We start from the raw sequence: 20847 nt of genomic DNA, 5'->3' as shown, positions 1-20847 counted from the left end.
GAGCCCAATTTAATATTCTCTTGAGTGCTTTTGTGTTAAAAATATTCATAATAATCAAGATCCACAGGTGGATTCGTGAGCCTTTTTCAAAATATCGTCATTATGGCACTCCTTATTATAGGTGCTGGATTTTTATCTTTAACTGAAATCGCCCTTGCTGGCGCACGCAAAGTTAAATTAAAAATACTCGCAGAAACTGGAGATGACCGGGCACAAAAGGTTCTTGATTTACAAGAAAATTCAGCAGATTTTTTTGCAGCTTCTCAAATTGGTCTAAATGCAGTTGCAATTTTAGGCGGTATATTGGGTGAAGGTGCTTTTCGTCCTTATTTCCTAAGTTTAGTTTCAGGTTTTTATACAGGGCCGTGGGCAGATACCATCAGCTTTTCACTGTCTTTTACTTTAGTCACGTCATTATTCATTTTATTTGCTGACTTAATGCCGAAACGTTTGGCAATGATCGCACCTGAGAAAATCGCAGTCGCAGTCATTAACCCGATTCAAATTTTTATCATCGTGTGTAAACCTTTGGCTTGGTTTATTAACATGATCGCCAATTTGTTATTTCGACTATTTAAAGTCAACACGACGCGTGACGACAATATCACTTTTGATGATATTTCTGCGGTGATGGATGCAGGTGCGCAAGCAGGGGTTTTACAAAAGCAAGAACATCATTTTATTGAAAATGTGTTTGAGCTAGAAGAACGTAATGTCCCTTCAAGTATGACTACACGAGAAAATGTAGTATTTTTCACACTAAAAGAGTCAGAAGAAAGTATTCGTCAAAAGCTTGCAGAATATCCCTATTCAAAGTTTTTAGTGTGTAATAATAATATTGATGATGTGATTGGTTATGTCGACTCTAAAGATATTTTAGTGCGTATTTTAAACAATCAGTCTTTGTTACAACTCAACGAAAATACCATCCGTAATGTCCTAACCATTCCTGACACCTTAACACTGTCTGAGTTGCTTGACCGTTTCCGCTCGACCAAAGAAAAATTTGCAGTGGTCATCAATGAGTATGCTCTTGTAGTAGGTGTGATTACGCTTTCAGACATTATGATTACGGTGATGGGTGATTGGGTCACCCCGATTGAGGAAGAACAGCAAATCATTAAACGTGATAATAATTCTTGGTTGATTGATGGAAGTACGCCAATTGAGGATTTAAAACATGCGCTGGCACTCGATGAGATGCCTGAGGAAGAAAATTATGAAACCTTAGCAGGTTTTATGATGTATAAATTACGCAAAATTCCTCGTCCTGCCGATACTGTCATTTTTGATGCCTATAAATTCGAAGTAGTAGACGTAGACCATTTTAAAATCGACCAATTGCTGGTCACACGTTTGCTTGAAAGAAGTGAATCAGAAACTGAGCAAAGTGAAGTCAGTCAGTAACATCAAAATAAAAGAAGCTCTAAATTTAGAGCTTCTTAAACCATCATAATAAAGTGACTTTAATATTATTTTTAAAATATCAATTTAGAAATCAATGTCTTTGAATCAAAGTATCTAAAACTGCTTGATAATGAATCATAATATCTTCATCTAAAATTTTGAAAGCACTATCAAACTGCACCATCGGCCAACCTTCTTTCCAAAATGGGAAAATATTATGTAAATCATGGGTTACAGTTGCATCTTCACGCAAAATAGCTTGTGCAACTTGTGATAAAACCTGCGCTGTTTCAGCCCCATCGATGGCTAGATAATCAATCCCTTTGGCTTTCAAAATACGAATACGATCTTTTTTATAACGAATTTTTTTGGCTTGTGCTTCATTTAAATGCAAAGCCATAGTAGCAGCTTCTACAAATTTTTCTTCAAAACTGTCATGCAATGCCACCAGAGCTTGTTTATGTGATTCTTGACGCCCTGCTTTTCCGCCTTCACGAATGATTTTTTTTGCTTCGACATTTAATTCGTCAGATTTCATTGACTGTAAAATATCTAAAATTTCAATATCGCTTAACGATGCAGAAGAATCTGTCATGGGAGTCCTAAAATACAAAAAATTTGAGGGGTTATTTTCGCATAATTTTAAAATTAAATCAGAGTTAAAATTTGAGAATTATATGAATGTCATGCTACATCTTATTCCACACATCTATTCGTGCAGGAAAATTTTCCCCACACGAAACAGATTTAATTTTAAAGCACTTCGACTACAACTTTACCGATATGTTCACCTGTATCCATGATTGCATGTGCTTCTTGGATTTGATCAAATTTAAAAGTACGATAAATCATTGGCAAACATTCGCCTTTTGCCCAAAGCGGAGCAACATTTTCCATCAAACCTTGCGCAATTGCTGCCTTTTCAGCAGTATTACGTGCACGCATGGTTGAACCTGTAATGGTCAAACGCTTCATCATAATTTGACCCAACTTCACATCTTTGGCCTTAGCACCGCCTAAAAATGCAATATAAACCAAACGACCATCACGGCGTAATAGATTCAGGTTTTTCTCTAAATATGGCGCACCAACCATATCTAAAATCACATCAACACCACCATTTTCTGTTTTTTCATTAATCACTTGCTCAAAATCTTGGGTTTTGTAATTAATCGCATCGGTCAAATCAGCAATCGCTTGTACTTTTTCATCTGAACCTACCGTTGCGAAGCTTTTTAATCCCAAAGACTTACATAACATCAGCGCAGTCGTACCAATCCCACTTGCACCACCATGTACCAGTACTGTTTCACCAGCTTTGGCATTGCCCATTTGAAACACGTTTGCCCATACAGTAAAGAATGTTTCTGGAATGGCTGCCGCTTGCACAAAGCTCACACCTTGTGGAATCGTAATCGTCTGACTTTCAGGCACAACGCAATATTCAGCATAACCACCACCATTAGTCAGACCACAGACTTTATCACCCACTTGGAACTTACTGACATCACTGCCAACCGCAACCACTTCACCCGCAACTTCCAAACCTGGTACAGGCGTTACCCCTTTCGGCATCGGATATAAGCCTTGACGCTGTAAAATGTCTGGACGGTTAATTCCAAAGGCATGCACTTTCACCAAAACTTCATCTGCTTGTGCGGTTGGCACTGTAACTGTTTCATACGCCAGTTTTTCTACACCACCCGGTTCAGTAATAATAATCTGTTGCATTGTTGCTTGTGACATCATCTATTCCTATTTCATTTTTTACTTTAACTTTCTCTATTTGAACATAAAGCTGCTTCAGTTTGAATAACAGTGGACTTATGTATAATCCATTCATCATTCAATCTATTGATGTTTCATGCTATGCCTTTGATTAGAGTCGCAAATGCCGATGATATAACGCAAATGCTTCAAATTTGGCTAGATGCGTCCATGCAAGCCCATCATTTTATTCCTGCACATTTTTGGCAAGCACAATTGTGCAATATGCGTGATATTTATCTCCCGATGGCGGAAAACCATATCATTGAGCAAAATGGTATCGTGGCTGGCTTTATATCTGTGTTAAAAGCAGAACAATTTTTGGCGGCACTGTTTGTTGCACCTGAATTTCAGAGATATGGTTTCGGTTCTCAACTTTTGCAATTTGCGCAACAGCAATTTACTGAGCTGAACTTACAGGTTTATACGGAAAATACGAATGCCGTACAGTTTTATCGCAAAAATGCTTTTCAAATTGTGCGAGAGTCTATGGATATACATACAGATCATCCACAATTTGATATGTATTGGTCTGCTCACTAGCTGCCGAATATATAAATGCAAAACAATCAATGAAAATGCAGGAAAGTTTTAACATGTCGCTCATCACCGAATATTCAGAAAATAACTTTCAAGAATTTGAATGGTTTGAAGGAGTCGCAGTGATCCGTTTTTATGCTGATTGGTGTGCACCTTGTCTACAAAATTTTCCTATTTTTGAACAATTCGCAGCTCAATTTTCTGAGTCCAATCCTGAAGTTAAATTTGGTAAAGTGAATATCGATCAATCGCCTATTTTGACATTACGTTATAACGTCTACGGTTTACCCTCTACTTTGATTTTTAGGAATGGGGAAATTATAAAACGAATTGCAGGAGTAAAATCCTTGGCTGAATATTCAACTATTCTCAAGGCTTACCTATAAAAATCACTTTCTTATTGCTTTAATTTTTCAGCACTTAAAATATTAATTTTTATTTTTTAATGATAACTGTTCAAGTTTTATTTGTCATTTTAATTTTACCCTGATAATATTCACCTTAAATTAATTTTACCCTGATAGAAATATTTAATATGAATACTAAAATGAGCATTGCAAATCGTTATACTGCCTTTCGTGGAGATACTCGAATCATCACTGATTCTCTGTTTAATGTGGCTTTAGCACTGCAAAAGCAATCTGAAATGAATGTACTAGTTTTTAATGATCAAACAGGTCAGCAAATCGATTTAGATCTTTCGGGTTCAGAAGATGATTTAAAACAACGTTATACTGAAGTCGAATACGTCAAAAAAGTGGGACGTCCAAAATTAGGAGTAATTTCTCGTGAAATTACGTTGCAACAAAAACACTGGAATTGGTTAGACCAGCAAAGTTCAAGTGCCTCTGCAGTAATTCGAAAATTGATTGATAAAGAGTTAAATGACCCTTCTTCTGAAAGTAATATTATGTTAGCCAAGCAAGCAATAGATCATTTTATGTTGGCAATGTTAGGCAATATGCCCAACTATGAAGAAGCAACACGTGCTCTATATCAAGGCAATAAGGCTCATTTTCTTGCGCTGATTCACAATTATCCAAAAGATTTAAAAGTATATTTAGAATTAAAAGCACAAACTGCATTTTAATTTTTAAAAATTTAATTTGATTTTAGTAACTTAAATATTTAAGTTACTTTCAAATCAAAAATAGGGACTTAATTACTCATTGTCATACCTAAATATTTTTGGATTTTGATATATCATTTAAAAAACGTAGATTTAGATTACTTTATTGAATGACTAAAAAATATAAAGCCATCTCAACGATGGCTTTAAATACTTATAGGAAGTTGCCTTCACGCTCAGGTTGATAAAGGACTTTTTCAATTTTAACTTTCATCGTATGACCATCAGGTTGTGGCCACTCAATTTCTTGTCCTTCTGCCAATCCGATAATCGCTGCCCCGATAGGCGCAAGGATATTTACTTGACCTTTATCCCCTTTAAAATCATGTGGATATACCAAGGTAATTTCTGTTGCCTCTGTTGCAGGCGCAATCGTAATCAACACCTTAGCATTCATTGTCACAATATTTGCAGGAATGTCTTGTGGAGCAACCACATCTGCACGAGCTAACTCATCTTCTAAATGTTCCATTGTTGGGGTTAATTTAGATTGATGTTCAAGCATCGTTTCTAAACGATGTAAATCTTGTTCAGTAATAATAATTTTTGGTTGAGCCATCTACTTCACTTCCTTAAATTTAAATGTGATGAAAGAGCAACAGCAATAAAAAATAAATTTCTCATATCCACTTATAACAGAAAATATCATAATTGAATAATCTACTAACTTTTTCAAAGTTATAAAAAAAGCCTCCTTGAGGAGGCTCTCTCAAGTTAATGCTTATTTTGCATAAACTGGGAATTTAGCACATACCGCTTCAACTTTCGCTTTCACTGCATTGATCACCGCTTCTTCACCTTTTGCATCTAAAATGTCAGCGATCCAACCAGCAAGCTCACGCACTTCTGCTTCACCAAAACCACGCGTTGTTACAGCAGGTGTACCGATACGAATACCAGAAGTTACAAATGGAGAACGTGGATCATTTGGTACAGAGTTTTTATTTACTGTAATGTGAGCAGCACCTAACCAAGCATCTGCATCTTTACCAGTAATGTCTTGTTTAATCAAAGACAATAAGAATAAATGGTTTTCAGTACCACCAGAAACCACATCATAACCGCGAGCGATTAATACTTCAGCCATTGCTTTAGCATTCACAACCACTTGCTTTTGGTATTCTTTATATTCAGGCAACATTGCTTCTTTAAAGCAAATTGCTTTCGCTGCTACAGCATGAACAAGCGGACCACCTTGGTTTCCAGGGAATACAGCAGACTGAAGTTTTTTCTCGATTTCTTCGTTTGCTTTTGCAAGGATTAAACCCGAACGTGGACCACGTAAAGTTTTATGTGTAGTCGTCGTAGTGACGTCAGCAATTTGTACTGGGCTTGGGTAAACACCTGCAGCCACTAAACCTGCCACGTGTGCCATATCAACGAATAAATAAGCACCTACTTTGTCCGCGATGTCACGGAAACGTTGCCAATCTACGATTTGGCTATATGCAGAGAAACCTGCCACGATCATACGTGGTTTGTGTTCTACAGCTAAACGTTCAACTTCTTCATAGTCAATTTCGCCAGTTTCAGGGTTTAAACCATACTGAACAGCATTATATGTTTTACCAGAGAAGCTTACTTTTGCACCATGCGTCAAGTGACCACCATGTGCAAGGCTCATACCCAGTACTGTATCGCCAGGATTCAAAAGCGCAAGATAAACTGCTGAGTTTGCTTGAGAGCCTGCATGCGGTTGAACGTTTGCATAGTCAGCACCAAAAAGTTCTTTCGCACGATCAATTGCCAATTGTTCGATCACGTCTACATATTCACAACCACCATAATAGCGTTTGCCTGGGTAGCCTTCTGCATATTTATTTGTAAGTTTTGAGCCTTGTGCTTCCATTACTGCTGGTGAGCAATAGTTTTCAGAAGCGATTAATTCGATATGCGCTTCTTGGCGAGCATCTTCATTCGAGATTGCTTGCGCTAATTCAGGGTCAAATTCAGCAATAGAGATATTGGCAAACATTAGCGAGGTCCTATGAAATGTAGGGCTTTTAAGCCGTGCTAAGATTGGCGCATATTGTAGCATGAACTTTTTAAAGATTGAGAGTGAACTTTACTGAGTTTGTCATAAAATTATCTCAAGTTTGCAACAAAACTGTTTTATTTGAGGTCAAATTAACAGTTTGGATTCAAAGCCAAGTATTTTTAAAATGGGAAAATCAGCAAAAGTATGCCTCATTAACTTTTAAGTGATCTTGTAAATTATATGTTGATATAAATTATAAGCAGATAATGTAATGCTTCTAATGTTAGTTCATTTTATTTTCAATAAGTTAAGAAAAAATATTGATTCATGTCATAAAACATTAAGAAAGCAATTTACTCAGCCAAATAGTCAAACTTTCATTATAACTTTCATATTTTATACTTTATTCATTAGTCGTTAAATCAGTTTCTAATTGTTGACCATATTGCCATTTTGATTTTCTTAAATTGAGTAGAATTAGCAATCCAATACATGTACCTATTGGAAAACCAATCAAAAATAAACAACCTATAAATGTAGACATTAACTTACCTGTTTCTGTACCCATTTCAACTTCGATTGCCGCTTTATAATGAAAATATGCCAATCCACATACAATCAAAAAAATGACAACAATAGCCAGCCAATCTGTTTGTTTTCCACCTAACGTAAATATCATCAAAATTAGCAGAACAATGAAAATCGAATACAGCGCAAATAAAGTGTTGTGTATGTAATAAAGTGTTTTATTGAGTTTCATACTGTTCCTTGATTTTATTTTTATCTATAAAAAGTGCTAAATTTGTACATGCTCTACAATGATAAACTATTAAAATTAATATGGGATATAACTTACAGCAAGCTGATTAAATTAATAAATATTTTTTACTTATTTTAAATAAACGAGTACTGAATAATTTTAACTAGAGTTGTTGAATCTTGGTAAAACATCAATTAAAAAGTGCTATCATATCGCCCATATAATTTTTTTTCGGCACACCTTGAGTGTCAATATTCGTAAAAGTTAGGAATAGCAATGACTGATAATGCAACGATTTTGCAGAATGTACCAGTAGGCAAAAAAGTCGGTATCGCCTTTTCTGGTGGTCTAGACACTTCAGCAGCTTTATTGTGGATGAAACAAAAAGGCGCAGAACCTTATGCTTATACAGCAAACTTAGGTCAACCTGATGAAGATGACTATGATGCAATTCCACGTAAAGCAGAAGCTTACGGTGCGGTAAAAGCACGTTTAGTTGACTGTCGTTTACAGCTTGCATTAGAAGGTATTGCTGCAATCCAATGTGGTGCGTTCCATATTTCTACAGGTGGCGTTCCTTATTTCAACACGACGCCATTAGGTCGTGCAGTCACAGGTACTATGCTTGTTACCGCAATGAAAGAGGATGATGTCAACATCTGGGGCGATGGCTCAACCTATAAAGGGAACGATATTGAACGTTTCTACCGTTATGGTTTATTGACCAATCCTGCACTTAAAATCTACAAACCTTGGTTAGACCAACAATTTATTGATGAGCTTGGTGGTCGTGCGGAAATGTCACAATTTCTGATCGACAATGGTTTTGACTATAAAATGTCAAAAGAAAAAGCCTATTCAACTGACTCAAATATGTTGGGTGCAACCCACGAAGCGAAGGATCTCGAATATCTCAATGCGGGTATCAAAATCGTTGAGCCAATCATGGGCGTCGCTTTCTGGAAAGAAGATGTAAAAATTGACGCTGAAGAAGTATCAATCACTTTTGAAGAAGGCTTCCCTGTTGCGTTAAATGGCAAACGTATCGAAGATCCTGTTGAGTTGATTCTTGAAGCAAACCGTATCGGTGGTCGTCATGGTTTAGGTATGTCGGATCAAATCGAAAACCGTATCATCGAAGCAAAATCTCGTGGTATCTATGAAGCTCCGGGTATGGCACTGCTTCACATCGCTTACGAACGTCTGGTAACAGGTATTCATAACGAAGATACTATTGAACAATATCGCATCAACGGCTTACGTTTAGGTCGTCTACTTTATCAAGGCCGTTGGTTCGATTCTCAAGCATTAATGCTTCGTGAAACTGCACAGCGTTGGGTAGCGAAAGCGATTTCAGGTACTGTTACTTTAGAACTTCGTCGTGGTAATGACTACACCATCATGAACACTGAATCTGAAAACCTTACATACGAAGCAGAACGCTTAACTATGGAAAAAGGTGATTCAATGTTTACGCCAATGGATCGTATTGGTCAGTTAACCATGCGTAACCTTGACATCACGGATACACGTGCAAAACTAGGTATTTATACAGGCGCAGGTTTACTTGCAGTCGGTACAGGTTCTGCGGTTCCTCAACTTAAAGACAAAAACAAATAATTTAATCTGTTGAATAAAAACAGTATTTAAATTAAACCAAACCCCATAAGTTAAATACAGCTTATGGGGTTTAACTTATTATTTATATTAATTTTTTATGTTTCAGATATTGCCACTACTACCGTTTCTCCATCTTTTTGATCTAGTTGAATATGTTGTACTTCTTTATAATACCTAATCATTTTCGCTAAATCAGAAGAATGACTGGTCACCCAAAGCTGGGTATATTGGCTAGCTTCAGCAATGAGCATCGCCAATGCAGGCAATAAATCAGGATGTAAACTATTTTCAGGTTCATTTAATGCCATAAAACTCGGTGGTCGTGGACTAAGTAAAGCCACGGCCAAACATAAAAAGCGTAATGTCCCATCAGAAAACTCAGCACTTTCTAATGCTCTTAAAATCCCTTGTCTTTTCATCATCATTTGAAAACGTCCACCCAATTCCTCTACATAAAACTGAGTGTTCGGAAAAGCTTTTTCTAACACAGCATACAAAGATTCAGTCTGCCCACGCTCCCGTAATGTTTCAAAAGCAGCTGCCAAATTTGCCCCATCATGTGCCAAAACTGGGGAACGAATTCCGACTTGTGGAACGCGCATCGGTGAGTTTGAGCTTACCGAAAATTCGTGATAGAAACGCCAATTTTTTAGAGTTTCTCGTACCTGAGAAACTTCAGGATATAGATGTGGATCGGACAATTGACCAAAAATAGAATCTTCCTGCGTTAAAGTCATCGGGTAACTCATACGCTCCCCCTCAACATTCTTTAAAAATGCAGCTTGATTGACGCGTTCCATCAACTCACTCATTCGACGACGCTGATAACCACTCAGCCAAATATTTTCTTTTTTCACTAATGGGTCGAGTGCAAATAAACTAATCAAAGGTTCTGGAAAACCTATTTCCATTTGATAATCATAATTTTGCATGTCTACCGACAAAATCATTCGTTTTGGATCTTTGGCTCGATCTCCTGCACGATGTCGACCTGCCCACATGACTTTTTGAATCCCACCTTCTTCAGCAATCGCTTGTGATAAACGACCATTAGCCGCTTCATGTAACAAACGAACAGCTTTATAAAGATTTGATTTTCCACAGCCATTTGCACCACTAATGATATTGAGTGGTTTTAACGGCAAAGTCATATGGCGTATGGAACGAAAGCCTTTAATCGTGACTGATCGAATGGTCATAGCATTTTCCAAATTTTATGGGATTTGTAAAACTATTATTGTTGTACTGAATGTATAAAAAACCCGCAAGCCTAGACTTACGGGTTAAATGGAATAGAAACAAAACGATTAAAATCGCCTTAGAACAAACGATTCATGCCATTTAAAGTCGCAACACGATACGCTTCCGCCATCGTTGGATAGTTAAATGTCGTTTCTACAAAATACTTAATGCTGTTATTTCCACTTTGCATCACAGCTTGACCAATGTGAATAATTTCCGCAGCATTATTTCCAAAGCAATGCACACCGAGTAACTCTAAGGTGTCACGATGGAATAAGATTTTTAATTCACCTACGGTATCACCTGTGATTTGCGCACGAGCCAAATGACGGAATGATGCTTGACCGACTTCATACGGAATTTTTTCAGCCGTAAGCTGGCTTTCGGTTTTACCGAAAAATGAAATTTCTGGAATGGTGTAAATCCCTGTTGGAATATCGGTTACAGGTTTTACATTTTCCTCACCCGCCATATTTGCACCCGCACAGCGACCTTGGTCATAAGCAGCTGAAGCCAGTGAAGGCCAACCAATTACATCGCCAGCAGCGTAAATATTGTCGACTTCAGTTTGGTATTGTTCATTTACAGTAATTTGACCACGGCTGTTTGGATTAATTCCCACATTTTCCAGACCTAAGCCATCGGTATTTCCTGAACGTCCGTTACACCACAAAATCGCATCGGCTTTAATTTTTTTGCCACTTTGCAAATATAAAACGACGTGATCATCAAAAGTTTCTAAATGATCAATTTGTTCGTTGTGGCGAATGAGTACACCTTGTTCACGTAAATGATAAGATAGCGCATCTGCGATTTCATCATCTAAATAACTCAATAACTGATGCTGCGTATTGATCAAGTCAACTTTATGGTCTAAACCAATGAAAATAGATGCATATTCACAACCAATAACACCTGCACCATAGATGATAATTTTATGAATAGAAAAGTCTAAATCTAAAATTTTGTCCGAATCAAATACACGCGGATGGTTAAAATCCAAACCTTGTGGACGATATGGTCGGCTGCCTGTCGCAACAACAATTTGTTGACAAATCAAGCTTTCTTTTACGCCATCTTCATTAAAAATAAGCACTGTGTTTTTATCTTGAATGTAGGCACGACCATGAAATACATCGATATTATTACGGTCATAAAAACGTGAATGCGTGTCTACTTGTTGTTGAATAACTTTGTGTGCATTGCGCAAGACTTGTTTCATGGTGAATTGCTTCCAATCGCCCACTTTTTTAAACATTGGGTCACGTTGGTAACGAATAATACTAGAAACAGTTTGACGCAAGGCTTTACTTGGAATAGTACCTACATGGGTACAGTTCCCACCAAGCTGTTCACGTACATCAACAATAGCAACACGCTTGCCTGATTTTGACAGCTTCATTGCCGCGCCTTCACCTGCTGGGCCAGAACCGAGTACGACTGCATCGTATTTTGAAAAATTCCCACTCACCAGTTCTTTTTTACGTGGCATCCAAAGCTCCTCATACTGATTTGGTACACTATTCTTGCGCTATATTATGACTGAAAGTTTATCACTTTGCTGTATTTACCAAGTATATATTGCGTGATAGCCACATTTAGTAAATGAATAGTGTTTTTACCCTTTCATTTTTCAATTCCGCTATAATATAACCAAATACCTACCGTCAAAAACAGTGGAAAAGTTGAATATGTCAGAAAACCGTAAACCTGAACAGGGTGTGAAATTACGTGGTGCAGAAAAAGTTGCTCGTATTCCTGTAAAAGTTGTACCAACGGTTGAAACACCTCGAAAGCCTGATTGGATTCGGGTGAAAATGGCTGCACCTGATGAAGTTCAACGTATTAAAACAACTTTACGTGCACAAAAATTACATACCGTTTGTGAAGAAGCCGCTTGTCCAAACTTACCTGAATGTTTTGGTGGTGGTACTGCAACCTTTATGATCATGGGTGATATTTGTACGCGTCGTTGTCCATTCTGTGACGTGGCGCATGGTCGTCCAAATGCTTTAGATCCTGATGAACCACGTCATATGGCTGAAACTATCGCAAACTTGGGTTTAAAGTATGCTGTCATTACGTCTGTAGACCGTGATGATCTGCTAGATGGCGGGGCGCAACATTTTGTTGATTGCATTAAAGAAGCACGTGCGCTAAGTCCTAATACTTTACTTGAAATCTTAGTGCCTGATTTCCGTGGTCGTATGGATATTGCTTTACGCATCATGACTGAATGTCCACCTGATGTCTTTAATCATAATATCGAAACGGTGCCACGTTTGTATAAAGCGATGCGTCCAGGTTCAGATTATCAGCATTCTCTTAATTTATTAAAAATGTTTAAAGAATACTGCCCTGAGATCCCAACTAAATGTGGTTTGATGGTCGGCATCGGTGAAACTGAAGACGAAGTGATTGCATTGCTTGATGACTTACATGCACATGGCGTGGACTATGTGACAATTGGTCAATATTTGCAGCCATCCAAAGAACATGCGCCAATTGACCGTTTTGTAACGCCTGAAGAGTTTGATCGTTATACTGCGCATGGACAAAAACTAGGTTTTAAAAATATTTGGGCTGCGCCAATGGTGCGTTCAAGCTACTTTGCAGATCGTCAATACTACGGTGAGCCTGTGCCACAAGTGCGTCGTAAAACTGATCCTGCAAAGAAAATCGCAGTGCAAACAATTGAAGCTTAATTGAACTTTTGCTTTAAAAATAAAAAGCCAGTCTAAAATGATTGGCTTTTTTGTTTTCTTGATATTTAAATATATTCGATCAAGCTTTTAATTTATAAAGGTAAAATAATTAATTACAAAGTTAGTAACTATGATTAAACAGTCACGCCATTTTTAATGATATTTAACGCTTATTGCAAGATATTACCCTACGTATGATTTCTAAGGAGCCAAAATAATTAGAAATCAATAGTATAGCGATGATAATTAAAAGTTTTACCCCTAAAACAGGTAAAAAATTAGTGATGTATAATTTAACAGAATTGGGTCGAACATTTGAGGGATTGATGGTTTAAATGGCAATTTGAAGACAAGAGCATAAGGATGCTCAAGAGAGCCCCAGATCAAATATGATTATGATTTTCTAAATAATTAAGAATATTAAAAAGATACTCTCTGTCTAATGGCCATAAGCTTGTACTTTGTCTTGGATATATTTTATTTAATGGATAATTATCTTCAGTAGTGAAAAGTATTGAATTTCCCTCAAAACCGTCAAATTGATCTGCAGTCAGGTCTATACAAATATCATTTAGCAATGTCCAAGCATGAGATTCATGTGTTGTATCTTTTTGCGCTGTTACCTGTTGTACATTTGAAAAGCCTTTATTCACTAATATATGGTTTACAATCATAGTTGTGTCACCACAACATCCTTCTGGAAACTTATAGAAGTTTTGATAAATTCCCCTAGAATCAAGTTGATCTCGAAAACTCTCTAAACCTAATCTTATTTTAGAAACTAGATCCAGTAATTCTTTATTATCCATTTTATTTCCTTAAAATATTATGAATACCAATAATAAATTATTGATTAAACTATATAAAATAATAATACCGTCATTAGTGACGGTATTATTTATTCTATTTCATCAAGCCACAGGCGACAATGTAAACAACACCTGCCCTGTTTTCACCGTTTGCCCTTTTTCAATGGTAATAACTTCAACCTTCATCCGTTCAGGTGCAATAATGGGAATCTCAATTTTCATCGCCTCAATCACAGCAAGCGTTGCACCCTCTTCCACGATATCACCCGACACACATTCAATCTTCCAAATTGACCCCGGCATATGTGACTCAACAGCACAACCACCTTGAGGAATTTGAATCTCACTATCATCAGTTACGGCATCTAAACTTTCAGATACGTATTCTGCAAGCCCTGCCTCGTGCCAACGGTTACGTTCTTCATCAAAGTTGGCTTGTTGTACAGCTTTAAACTGAGCAATGGATTCTTCATTTTCAATCAAGAAGTTATTGTATTCTTTCAGGTTCAGCACACCTTCTTCGACACGGAGTTTTAAGCGACCTGCTTTAAAGTCCTCACGCATTTGCATAAGTTCTTCTTCTGATACTTCATAAAACTTAATCTGGTCAAAGAAGCGCAGTAACCACGGCATACCTTGTTCAAAGTCAGGATTCTTACGGTAACGACTCCACATTTGTGTGGTACGACCGACAAACTGATAGCCACCCGGGCCTTCCATACCGTATACACACATATATGCACCACCAATACCGACCGCATTTTCAGGCGTCCAAGTACGTGCAGGGTTGTATTTCGTGGTCACTAAACGATGACGTGGGTCAAGTGGCGTTGCCACAGGCGCACCTAAGTACACATCGCCCAAGCCCATCACCAAATAATTTGTGCTATACACAATGTCTTTGACTGCTTGTTTCGAGCCTAAGCCATTAATACGGCGGATAAATTCCACGTTGTCAGGACACCACGGTGCATCACTTCGCACGGTTTGCATATAACGTTCTGTTGCCAATTGAGTTTGCGAATCTTCCCAAGCAAGCGGTAAATAGACAGTACGTGATGGCACTTCCATCTCGGTGATATTTGGCAATTGGCTTTCGGCTTGTTGTAACAAGCCTAGTAGTCTTTTCTGATCTAATACCAACGAATCAAAATGGATTTGTAGCGATCGAATGCCTGGGGTTAAATCAATAATGCCATCAAAATTCTGATCTTTAACCCACTGCATCAGCGCATGAATACGGAAACGTAAGTTCAGATCAAGCACTAACTCACCATATTCAACCAACATATAGTTGTTACCCGCAGGGCGATACACCACATCAGGTAAGCCATTTTTGCCTTTTAAGTTTGCAAGTACGGCATCGTTTAAGGTGTCTTGTTCTGCGCTAAAGCTTGGTGAAAAATCCACAGTATCCGTCACATCTGCTTTTAAGGCTGTGCTATAGGCTTGGTTTAGTTGTTGCGCTTGCTGATAAGATACAGGGATAAATTTCACTTTATCGCCCGCCTTAAGCTGACCGACTTTCCAAAGCTCTGAACTCACAATCACCGCAGGGCAAACAAATCCACCTAAACTTGGCCCATCTGGCCCTAAGATAATTGGCATATCGCCTGTAAAGTCGATTGCACCTATCGCATAGGCATTGTCATGGATATTGGAGGGATGTAAACCTGCTTCACCGCCGTCTGTACGCGCCCATTCAGGTTTTTCACCAATTAAACGCACACCTGTACGGCTTGAGTTAAAGTGAATTTCAAACGCTTGTGTAAAGAAGGTATTAATATCTTTTTTAGTAAAGAAATCAGGTGCACCATGTGGGCCATACATCACCGCAATTTCCCATGTATTTGAGAAACTTGGGATTTGATCTTGTGCTAATGCGGTCGTTTCAGTTGATGTAAAGGCTGTGATTGGCAACATATCACCAATCAATAAATTACGCCCTGCATGACCACCAAACTGACCTAAAGTAAAGGTCGCTTGCGAGCCTAAATATTCAGGGACATTTAAACCACCTTTAATGCCGATATAGCTACGGCAACCTGTGGCAATTTTGCCTGATTTTAGGATTTGCCCTTTTTTCACATTCACAGTTTGCCACATCGGTACAACTACGCCATCAAGCGTTGCGACCATGTCACCACCCGTCATCACAATTTGGCTATCACAGTGGAATTTTAAAGTTGGCCCTTGTAGCGTACACTCTAAGCCTGCGGTATTAAATGGGTTGCCAAGCAGTTGGTTTGCCACGTTTAAAGAGAGTGGATCAATCGCACCTGATGGCGGTACACCCACATCCCAATAGCCCAACCGCCCTGTGACATCTTGCACAGCGGTTTGAATCCCTGCTTGAAGCACTTCAATTTTTTGCGTTTTCCACTCAAAGGTATTTAAGAAACGTGTGGTTTGTGTGCCTGCTTTAAATACCTCGCCATTCACAATATTTTGTAGATATTCAAGATTGGTTTCGATCCCTGCCACTTGGGTTTTTGCCAATGTATCTGTCATCGCTTGAATCGCAGATTCACGATCTTGTGCAGTCACAATGATTTTGGCAATCATCGGGTCATAGAACGATGATACGTTTGAGCCTGTTTCTACCCACGTTTCATTACGAGCATTCTCATCAAACTCGACATGCGTTAAAAGCCCTGCACTTGGTTGGAAGTTTTTAATTGGGTCTTCGGCATATAAACGCACTTGAATCGAGTGACCTTTAGACTCTAGTGCCGATGTTGGTGGTGTCCAATCACCACTGCCCAAAGTCACCATCCATTCTACTAAATCGACACCAAATACTTGCTCCGTCACACCGTGTTCAACTTGCAAACGGGTATTGACTTCTAAGAAATAGAATTTTTGCGTGTCGGTATCCATTACAAATTCAACAGTCCCTGCCGAGCGATAATTCACCGATTGCATGAGTTGAATCGCAACATTTTGCAGAGACGCACGTTGCTCATCATTTAAGTGTGGTGCAGGCGTTTCCTCAATCACTTTTTGGTTACGGCGTTGGACTGAACAATCACGTTCACCTAAAGCCAAAACTAAACCGTTGCCATCACCAAAAATTTGCACTTCGATATGACGCGCATTTTGGACAAATTTCTCGAGGTACAGACCTGCATCTTTAAAGTTGGCTTGGGCAAAGTAAGAAACCGTTGCATAGGCATCTTTAAGTTCTTCTTCATTCCATACCAAACGCATACCGATACCGCCACCGCCTGCGGTACTTTTCAGCATCACAGGATAACCAATACGTGCCGCTTCAGTTAAAGCCTCGACTTCATCTGCAAGCAACTGACTGCCCGGTAGTAAAGGGACATTAGCTTGAATCGCAAGTTCACGTGCCGTATGTTTTAAACCAAACGATTTCATTTGGCTTGAGTTTGGCCCTAAAAATACAATGCTTTGTGCTTCACATAAGTCACAAAATGCTGCATTTTCAGATAAAAAACCATAACCCGGATGAATCGCTTGTGCGCCTGTTTGTTTGGCAACCTCTAATATTTTATCGACATTTAAATAGCTTTGGCTTGCAGGTGAATCGCCAATAAATACCGCTTGATCCGCTAAAGTCACGTGTAAAGAGTCACGATCCGCTTCTGAATACACAGCAACGGATTGAATACCTAATTTTTTAAGTGTACGGATCACACGACAAGCGATCGCACCACGATTGGCGATGAGTACTTTATTAAACATAGTTACACCTCGCCTTCACGTACGATCAATTGAATTTTGGTTGGGTTATAGGCATTACATGGATTGTTGAGTTGTGGGCAGTTAGAGATCAACACGATTAAATCCATCTCCGCTTTGATTTCGACATATTTCCCCGGTGCAGAGATACCATCATCAAACTTCAAATGCCCTTCACTTGTCACAGGCACATTCATAAAGAAATTAATGTTTGGACCAATATGACGTACATTTAAACCATGCTTTTTGGCAATTGCATGTTGAGATAACGCAATCATGAAATTGTTACGACAACTGTGCATTGGAAATTTTTCATGTGCATAACGCACGGTATTACTTTCACACGAACACGCACCACCTAAAGTATCGTGGCGACCACAGTTATCATCGTTGATGGTTGCAATTGCATTGCCAAAATTGGTATATAAAGTTGTACCTTTTTCGAGATAAATTTGCTGGTTAATGGCTAAGGTATCCGTTGCGCTATAACGTTCCTCAGGATTTTCAGCAGAGATAAATAGCGTATCGACTGCTTGATTACCTTCTACATCGACAATACGGAAGTATTGACCTTTCTTCACTTCACACATCCATGCTTCACCTGCAGGACATACTTCATTTAATACTTCTTTTTCAAATTGAACGAATGCTGACATGATGTATTCTCCTTTAGATTAAACAGCGTCGAGTGCGTAGTAACGCGCATTATTTTGGAATGCACGTTGGTTTTGTGGACAAGCGTCACGACAGACATCAGTCTCATCTAAAGGAAGTGCTTTAAAGAGTTTCAGCTCAATATCAGCAGGCGCATATTCAATCGAGGTATCTAAGCCATGCGGTGCAGCAGATAAAAACACCAAGCAATCCATCTCAAAGCGCAGTTCAATGATTTGATTGGTATTATTAGATTCAATATAAGATAAATGTCCTGCATCATCAGGCGTTACTTTAGAAAATAAATTGACCGTTGCACTTAAATCGGTTGCACCTAAACCAAACTTAGTCATTTCCAAAATCAAACTATCTTTGGCGTTGCGGTACATGTCATTGCGTACATCTTGAAATGTTTGTATGCCGAATTGTTGTTTTATTTGTACTGCACTGCTTGGTGCACAGATCGCATCATTCCAACCATGATCATCTTTAACAATCGAGATCATGGCACGCCCCAAATCAGAAGCTAAAATATTTCCAGTACTTAAAAATACGGTGTGTTGTGCTTTTAAACTGTCAGACATGTTGTAGCGTTCGAGTTTGTCCTCATAATTCACACAGAACAAAGATACATTGGCATGAGCCGCCAGTGCCTTAAGCTGTAATACTGTGCCCCGTTGAATTCGCCCTGAGCAATGATGCCCACCGGGTAAAATTTCAGTCCAAAGTGCTTGATCATTATGATATTGATGAATATTACTCATTTGCTCCACCTCTTTTTCAGGTTATTCAACCTCCCGGGTTTTTATCCCTCCGTGTAGCTTTGCTTTTGTTCAAAACTAAGCCGTGAACTCTCGGTCTCGGACATACATACACAATGTATCGGAACCCTAGATCACTTTGATGATATATAGAGGTATGCAAATGATGTGCCAAAGCAGTAATACTGTTTCAATGATAAGTAATACTAATTTTGAGCGATTATTGAGCATTTTTTTAACAAGAGTTTTTCTTAATGCACCATAAATGACTTTTATTAGGTAAATATTTACTGAAAATGGTTTAAATAATAAAAATGACTGAAAAAATACAGAGATTGTTTTATTTTTACACGTTTGATTTATTTTTCCAGTTTTATTGCAGAAAAATATTTGACACTTTGAAATATTCACCCTAATATACGCCCACCTCTGAAACGACCCTATCGTCTAGAGGCCTAGGACATCGCCCTTTCACGGCGGTAACCGGGGTTCGAATCCCCGTAGGGTCGCCAATTTATTTTAAAATTGGATTTCAGAAGCTCGCCTCATCTTATTGACCCTATCGTCTAGAGGCCTAGGACATCGCCCTTTCACGGCGGTAACCGGGGTTCGAATCCCCGTAGGGTCGCCATATATTCTTTGATTATAAATTTTAAAATACTTTTCAATTTTTATTTTCCAAACATCATCTTGCCTAAAATTGCATACTTTTTCTTCTATTCTTAAATAAATCACTGCTTTGACTGATGAATTTACATTTCAGGACTTGAAAAATAGTGATCACCCTCGATTTAATATCACAAGACCAGTTTTTTGCATAAATGATATGAATAATCAAAACAGACCTGAAATAATTACCATTGATGATCATAATTTCGGTAGTCATGTTGAACATTGGAGTCTACTCACCGACAACCCAACGGCTGAAGTTCCAAAATGGTTAGGTCTGGCTTTAGATACGCCAGTGATGCCAATGGGTCTATGCCAAACAGAATCTGACATGGATGAAAGCGCATGGCTGATCCAAGGACCAAATGGTGCAAAAATCCAAATTGTTCAGGTCATTGCTGTTGAAAATAATAAACCTAAAGCAATGAAAACTGCTTTTCCTAGTTTTGAAAGTCCGTATTCCATTCAAGCTGAAATAGATCGTATCATTACTTGTAAAACCAATACACAAGCGGTGTTGCGCCTGCAACTTGGTCAAAGTACCGTTTATGCTTTTGATAGTTTATACAGTGTTAATCATGCGCAATACAAAAAAGGTCAATCCTATCAAGTACAACTAAATGCATGGGCATACGAGTTAGAAAAAGTATCCGATCATGAGCAAATCGTAGTTGATGACCCAGCTTCAATTAAACATCATCGTGCACTCAATGAAATCTTGTCTGAAAATAATGGAATTGCCCCAGACAATCTACAAGCATTAATTGACGCTTGGGAACCAAAATCTGAAGCAGATAAAGAACCTGTCACTGTCGACTTTTCCAAAATGGTGGCATATCTGTATGGCGAAACTTTAGGTCAAGAAGATGAAGCATGGTTTCAGGGTAAAGTTGTGGGCAAAACTCAAATGCAATTTATGCAAGAAGACTATACCCTTTATGATGTCACTTTAATTTTAGAAGAAAATCAACCTGCGATTTTGGTTCGTATCGCCACAAAAAATCCAGCGTTTAAACACTTTGAAATCGGACAATATATTCGTGGCAATATCTGGATTCAGGCAAATATTTATTCAGAAGCCAAAACGAAATAAACAAAATA

General features: G+C 38.3%; 18 protein-coding genes, 2 tRNA genes and 1 riboswitch. Of the genes, 9 read left to right on the top strand and 11 right to left on the bottom strand.

The window, feature by feature from the left end; genetic code table 11:
• The first annotated feature begins 75 nt into the window (after nucleotides 1-75).
• A complete protein-coding gene (locus HUS24_RS01015; protein WP_173910215.1) occupies nucleotides 76-1407 on the top strand; it encodes a hemolysin family protein in 1332 nt (443 codons plus the stop codon).
• A 91-nt stretch (nucleotides 1408-1498) separates the two neighbouring features.
• On the opposite strand, the gene HUS24_RS01010 is transcribed toward HUS24_RS01015, so the two are convergent.
• Both HUS24_RS01010 and HUS24_RS01005 read right to left on the bottom strand, forming a co-directional pair.
• Nucleotides 1499-2002, bottom strand: a complete 504-nt coding sequence (locus HUS24_RS01010) for a hypothetical protein (RefSeq protein WP_173910214.1) — start codon at nucleotides 2000-2002, stop codon at nucleotides 1499-1501.
• 158 nt (nucleotides 2003-2160) lie between these two features.
• The gene (locus HUS24_RS01005) at nucleotides 2161-3153 is read right to left on the bottom strand and encodes an NAD(P)H-quinone oxidoreductase (protein ID WP_173911360.1); all 993 of its coding nucleotides are present in this window, start codon (nucleotides 3151-3153) and stop codon (nucleotides 2161-2163) included.
• Between the two features lie 123 nt (nucleotides 3154-3276).
• On the opposite strand from HUS24_RS01005, the gene HUS24_RS01000 reads away from it, so the two are divergent.
• The 3 genes from HUS24_RS01000 (at nucleotide 3277) to HUS24_RS00990 (ending at nucleotide 4804) form a co-directional block, all read left to right on the top strand.
• Nucleotides 3277-3717, top strand: coding sequence for an N-acetyltransferase (locus HUS24_RS01000; RefSeq protein WP_173910213.1), 441 nt, complete (start codon nucleotides 3277-3279; stop codon nucleotides 3715-3717).
• Nucleotides 3718-3770: 53 nt separating this feature from the next.
• On the top strand, nucleotides 3771-4100 hold the full coding sequence (locus tag HUS24_RS00995; RefSeq protein ID WP_173910212.1) for a co-chaperone YbbN: 330 nt from the start codon (nucleotides 3771-3773) through the stop codon (nucleotides 4098-4100).
• A gap of 149 nt (nucleotides 4101-4249) precedes the next feature.
• A complete protein-coding gene (locus tag HUS24_RS00990; protein WP_173910211.1) occupies nucleotides 4250-4804 on the top strand; it encodes a DUF2239 family protein in 555 nt (184 codons plus the stop codon).
• 193 nt (nucleotides 4805-4997) lie between these two features.
• Here HUS24_RS00990 and rnk read toward each other — a convergent pair whose 3' ends face one another.
• The 3 genes from rnk to HUS24_RS00975 form a co-directional block, all read right to left on the bottom strand.
• Nucleotides 4998-5402 carry a nucleoside diphosphate kinase regulator gene (gene rnk, locus HUS24_RS00985; protein ID WP_065994611.1) on the bottom strand — a complete coding sequence of 135 codons (405 nt, stop codon included), beginning with the start codon at nucleotides 5400-5402 and terminating at the stop codon, nucleotides 4998-5000.
• Nucleotides 5403-5564: 162 nt separating this feature from the next.
• Nucleotides 5565-6818 (bottom strand): serine hydroxymethyltransferase, encoded by a 1254-nt coding sequence (gene glyA / locus HUS24_RS00980; RefSeq protein WP_173910210.1) that lies wholly within the window; start codon nucleotides 6816-6818, stop codon nucleotides 5565-5567.
• A 406-nt stretch (nucleotides 6819-7224) separates the two neighbouring features.
• Nucleotides 7225-7581 carry a hypothetical protein gene (locus HUS24_RS00975; protein ID WP_173910209.1) on the bottom strand — a complete coding sequence of 119 codons (357 nt, stop codon included), beginning with the start codon at nucleotides 7579-7581 and terminating at the stop codon, nucleotides 7225-7227.
• A 276-nt stretch (nucleotides 7582-7857) separates the two neighbouring features.
• Here HUS24_RS00975 and argG point away from each other — a divergent pair, with 276 nt between their 5' ends.
• The gene (argG, locus tag HUS24_RS00970) at nucleotides 7858-9201 is read left to right on the top strand and encodes an argininosuccinate synthase (protein ID WP_173910208.1); all 1344 of its coding nucleotides are present in this window, start codon (nucleotides 7858-7860) and stop codon (nucleotides 9199-9201) included.
• A gap of 95 nt (nucleotides 9202-9296) precedes the next feature.
• Here the strand turns inward: argG and HUS24_RS00965 are convergent, their stop codons facing one another.
• Nucleotides 9297-10400 (bottom strand): AAA family ATPase, encoded by a 1104-nt coding sequence (locus tag HUS24_RS00965; protein WP_173910207.1) that lies wholly within the window; start codon nucleotides 10398-10400, stop codon nucleotides 9297-9299.
• 119 nt (nucleotides 10401-10519) lie between these two features.
• Nucleotides 10520-11935 carry a Si-specific NAD(P)(+) transhydrogenase gene (gene sthA / locus HUS24_RS00960; RefSeq protein WP_173910206.1) on the bottom strand — a complete coding sequence of 472 codons (1416 nt, stop codon included), beginning with the start codon at nucleotides 11933-11935 and terminating at the stop codon, nucleotides 10520-10522.
• Nucleotides 11936-12134: 199 nt separating this feature from the next.
• Between sthA and lipA the strand changes: the two genes are divergently transcribed.
• Nucleotides 12135-13148 (top strand): lipoyl synthase, encoded by a 1014-nt coding sequence (gene lipA / locus HUS24_RS00955; RefSeq protein ID WP_173910205.1) that lies wholly within the window; start codon nucleotides 12135-12137, stop codon nucleotides 13146-13148.
• Nucleotides 13149-13531: 383 nt separating this feature from the next.
• Here the strand turns inward: lipA and HUS24_RS00950 are convergent, their stop codons facing one another.
• From HUS24_RS00950 to HUS24_RS00935, 4 genes are all read right to left on the bottom strand, one after another.
• Nucleotides 13532-13957 (bottom strand): hypothetical protein, encoded by a 426-nt coding sequence (locus HUS24_RS00950; protein WP_173910204.1) that lies wholly within the window; start codon nucleotides 13955-13957, stop codon nucleotides 13532-13534.
• A 102-nt stretch (nucleotides 13958-14059) separates the two neighbouring features.
• Nucleotides 14060-17665, bottom strand: coding sequence for an urea carboxylase (uca, locus tag HUS24_RS00945; protein ID WP_173910203.1), 3606 nt, complete (start codon nucleotides 17663-17665; stop codon nucleotides 14060-14062).
• A 2-nt stretch (nucleotides 17666-17667) separates the two neighbouring features.
• Nucleotides 17668-18318, bottom strand: coding sequence for an urea amidolyase associated protein UAAP2 (locus HUS24_RS00940; RefSeq protein WP_173910202.1), 651 nt, complete (start codon nucleotides 18316-18318; stop codon nucleotides 17668-17670).
• A gap of 18 nt (nucleotides 18319-18336) precedes the next feature.
• On the bottom strand, nucleotides 18337-19080 hold the full coding sequence (locus HUS24_RS00935; protein WP_173910201.1) for an urea amidolyase associated protein UAAP1: 744 nt from the start codon (nucleotides 19078-19080) through the stop codon (nucleotides 18337-18339).
• Nucleotides 19081-19108: 28 nt separating this feature from the next.
• A riboswitch (guanidine-I (ykkC/yxkD leader) is annotated at nucleotides 19109-19221 on the bottom strand.
• Between the two features lie 292 nt (nucleotides 19222-19513).
• On the opposite strand from HUS24_RS00935, the gene HUS24_RS00930 reads away from it, so the two are divergent.
• The 3 genes from HUS24_RS00930 to HUS24_RS00920 all read left to right on the top strand — a co-directional run bounded on the left by HUS24_RS00930 (nucleotide 19514) and on the right by HUS24_RS00920 (nucleotide 20839).
• A tRNA-Glu gene (locus HUS24_RS00930) sits at nucleotides 19514-19589 on the top strand.
• Between the two features lie 43 nt (nucleotides 19590-19632).
• Nucleotides 19633-19708: transfer RNA gene (locus HUS24_RS00925), tRNA-Glu, on the top strand.
• Nucleotides 19709-19903: 195 nt separating this feature from the next.
• Nucleotides 19904-20839: a hypothetical protein gene (locus tag HUS24_RS00920; protein WP_173910200.1), complete on the top strand. Its 936-nt coding sequence runs from the start codon at nucleotides 19904-19906 to the stop codon at nucleotides 20837-20839.
• The last annotated feature ends 8 nt before the right edge of the window (nucleotides 20840-20847 follow it).

It is taken from the genome of Acinetobacter sp. Marseille-Q1618 (genome assembly GCF_902809855.1).
In the GTDB taxonomy this organism is placed as follows: Bacteria; Pseudomonadota; Gammaproteobacteria; order Pseudomonadales; family Moraxellaceae; genus Acinetobacter.
The sequence above is the reverse complement of the archived record's forward strand: the minus strand, read 5'-3'. Positions and strand labels throughout refer to the sequence as shown.